At 67.7% G+C, this 3,011-nt stretch carries 4 protein-coding genes; all 4 read right to left on the bottom strand.

Features of this window, described 5'->3' with window-relative positions:
* On the bottom strand, positions 1-334 hold a 334-nt coding region (locus ACRDP3_RS16325), incomplete at its 3' end, for a helix-turn-helix domain-containing protein (protein WP_431517683.1).
* A gap of 72 nt (positions 335-406) precedes the next feature.
* The gene (locus tag ACRDP3_RS16320) at positions 407-1,162 is read right to left on the bottom strand and encodes an ATP-binding cassette domain-containing protein (RefSeq protein ID WP_431517682.1); all 756 of its coding nucleotides are present in this window, start codon (positions 1,160-1,162) and stop codon (positions 407-409) included.
* 14 nt (positions 1,163-1,176) lie between these two features.
* Positions 1,177-1,761: a hypothetical protein gene (locus ACRDP3_RS16315; protein ID WP_431517681.1), complete on the bottom strand. Its 585-nt coding sequence runs from the start codon at positions 1,759-1,761 to the stop codon at positions 1,177-1,179.
* Positions 1,761-2,810 carry a DUF7224 domain-containing protein gene (locus ACRDP3_RS16310; protein ID WP_431517680.1) on the bottom strand — a complete coding sequence of 350 codons (1,050 nt, stop codon included), beginning with the start codon at positions 2,808-2,810 and terminating at the stop codon, positions 1,761-1,763. The genes ACRDP3_RS16315 and ACRDP3_RS16310 overlap by 1 nt, the downstream gene beginning before the upstream one ends.
* Positions 2,811-3,011 lie beyond the last annotated feature (201 nt).

Raw genomic sequence — 3,011 nt, 5'->3', positions numbered from 1 at the left:
GTACCAGCATGGGTGCGTACTCGCTGATCGTGGTGGCCAGCTTCTCCAATTCTGCGGCGTCGGCGAAGTAGTCGGGGTGTTTCGAGCTGCGGGCGAGTTTGCACAGGCGCTGGATGTGGGCGCCGCTTCCCAGTACTTCGTCGAAGAGTTTGGAGACGTCCGTCTGGGGCCGTCGTACGGCCGACTCGAATTGCCCCACGTACGTGCCGGAGCAGAAGACGCGCTCTCCCAACTGGTCCTGCGACAGCCCGGCGGCCTTCCTCAGTCGGCGAAGTTCCGCCCCGTAGAAAGCGCGTGGAGAGGTGTACGGGTCGAGTTCCTTGGGCTGGGTCATGGCCGTCGTCCCCTGTTCGCAGACTGCTTGCTGGGTCGATCCCTCTACGCAGCGTAGCCGTGAACAGTGACGCTATGAGCGTGAATGGTTACAGCGTCGCCCGTCCTGGCTGAGCGCCGCATAGGCGGCTTCCGCCGCCCGTCCGGGTGCGGTGCCTTCGGGGGCGTGTGCGAGGAAGCCGGCGGTAGTGCCGGAATAGGTGATGCGGCCTCCGTCGAGGACGGTGACGTGGTCGGCGTCCTCGGCCAGGTCGGCGACGTCGTGGGTGGACATCAGCACCTGGACATCAGCTACCAGGTCACGCAACAGGTCACGGAAGACGCGTCGTTGCCGCGGGTCCATGCCGGCGGTGGGTTCATCGAGGAGCAGCACCCGGGCCTTGTGTACCAGTGCGGAGGCGACGCCGAGGCGCCGCAGTTGCCCACCGGAGAGTCTGGTGGACTTCGTTTCGGCCTGATCGGTCAGTTCGACCCGTGCGAGGGCGCGGGCGGCCTGGTCCCAGGCTTCGCGGCGGCTCATGCCTTTGAGCCAGCCGACGTAGGCGACTTGCTCGCGCGCGGTGTGTGCGGACATGGCTGTGATGTGCTGCGGCATCCATGCCACGACTCGGCGGTAGTCCCGCTGGTCCGAGGACAGCCCGTCGAGGGTGACGCTCCCCTTGTCGGGGCGGGTGACGGATGCGGCGAGTTTGAGGAGGGTGGATTTTCCGGCGCCGTTGGGGCCGAGCAGGACGGTCAGTTGCTCGGGGACGCGGTAGGTGAGGTTGTTGAGTACGGGCCCGGGGGAGCGGCGGTAGGCGTAGGTGCAGGCCGACAGTTCCAGCGTCATGGTGCGGTCCTCATTCACGGGGTGGGTCGGGCGCGCAGTTGGACTGCCAGGCCTGCGGCCAGGACGAGGGGGGCGGCAACGGCCGCGTAGGGGTCGGCCAGGTCGCGCCCGACGACGGTCCAGGGATACGCGTGGCCGGTGGGCGTGAAACCGGCCAGGGCAACGGTGATCACCCACGCGGCCGGCAACAGGACAGCGCGGGCTCCGGCGAGTGGGGCGATGCAGAGCATCAGCCCGATCAGAAACGCGGTGTTGCGCCCGGCAGCCAGCGCCCCAGTTGTGTCCAGCAGCTCATCGACCGCCGCTCCGACGGCGAGAGCCGCGGTGATCACCGCTAGGACCAGTGCCGTGTCCATGGCCTTGAGGGGGCGGACGCCGGTCTCTTCGGCGGCTAACAGGCGTGACTGCAAACTCGACATCATCCCTGCGCACAGGGGCACGGGGGCCATCAGCACCAGCAGCACCGGAGCACCCGAGGAGGTCAGTGGAGAGGGCAGTTCCGTGGTGGTGTCCTGTAGGACGACGAGCAGGAGGACGTACGCGGCCAGGGCCGCCGAGATCACGATGTGGGCGCGTCGTGCTGTGATCCACCACCACATCAGTGTTCCCCCGATGCCGTGCCCCGGCAGGCGTGCCGGGCCGTTTCGCGGTACCAGCCGGCTTGTTGGGAAGCGGAGCGTGTGCGTACCTCGGTCACTTGCGCGCGCGATCGGGACAGCCGCTGCTTGGCCGCTTCGCTGAACACCTCTTCCTGCTGACGGTGCAGACCGGCGCGCGGGGCGCCGCTGACGGCAGAGGCCCAGAGCATCAGGCGCTGCGCGGCCCCTTGTTCGGGGTGCTTGCAGGGGATGCCGACGGCCTCACGGGTCACGGCATACCGCAGTGCCTGGCGGTCGATGGCGTGGGTCAACGGCAGTTGCCAGGTCTCACGTGTGGAGGCACGGCCGAAGCGGCCGTTGAGTACGGTGTCGGTGATGGTCCGCGGTTCCTGGACCTTCACCCCCGCCTTCGAGAGTCGCCCCATCACCACAACGGCTTGCCGGCGGACTTCGGGAGCCCTCTTGGCGGTGCCCCGGGGCATACAGATTCGAGGCTGATTGCCTGTGCAGGTCACCGGCGCGTTGTGGGTGGACAGTTCCGGGTGGGGACCCCAACTGTCGACCATCGCATAGGAGGTGACGGTGCCCGCAACTATGACCGCAATCGCCAGCAACAGCCGCAGGGCCATCTGGCGCAGCAGCAACAGCAGCACCAGCCCCGTCGCGATGCTTCCGGCGAACAGCACATGCGGTACCAGCGAGGCCAGGGTGGGCAGTTCACCGAAATCGAGGCCGGTCGGATACTGCCCGGACAGGTGGCGCGGCCAGAAGGACGTACCCGAGGACCAGGATGAGGCCACGGTGAAGAAGACTCCGACGGCCAGCACCGGTGCGGCGATGAGCCGCGGGACGACCAAGCCGACAGCGAACCCGATCACTACGTGGGCAGCGGAGACCACCATCGCCATCGCCGGCAGCGTCAAGCTCGCAGCTGTTGGCGCCACACCGGTCTGAATCAGCCCCACTCCCACCGGAAGGACCAGCATCAGCCAGGCGAGGATGAGTACGGGAAGCAGTGCGTCGACGGCGATCCGCGTGCGGGAGCGCACCGGAGCGAGATGCCACACCCCGTCCTGGCGCAACCGGCCGCTCTCCCACGCGGAGAGCGAGGCAGCGGCTGCGTATGTCGCGCGTCAGACTTTGTGGCAGGGCCCGTTGCTTGCGGGTCTGATCACGTGAGGAGTCTGATCGTTCATGCCGAAACCACCGGTGCTGCCGGCGGAGGAGAAGGTCCGGATCGTGCTGTCGAT

This window comes from Streptomyces sp. (genome assembly GCF_050698815.1).
Classification (GTDB): Bacteria; Actinomycetota; Actinomycetes; order Streptomycetales; family Streptomycetaceae; genus Streptomyces.
Note: the sequence above shows the minus strand (reverse complement) of the source record. Positions and strands in the feature narration are given on the sequence as shown.

Excerpts from the sequence above, each read along its gene's own strand:
- ACRDP3_RS16315 (WP_431517681.1), bottom strand. The coding sequence starts at position 1,761 with ATGTGGTGGTGGATCACAGCACGACGCGCCCACATCGTGATCTCGGCG.
- ACRDP3_RS16320 (WP_431517682.1), bottom strand. The coding sequence starts at position 1,162 with ATGACGCTGGAACTGTCGGCCTGCACCTACGCCTACCGCCGCTCCCCC.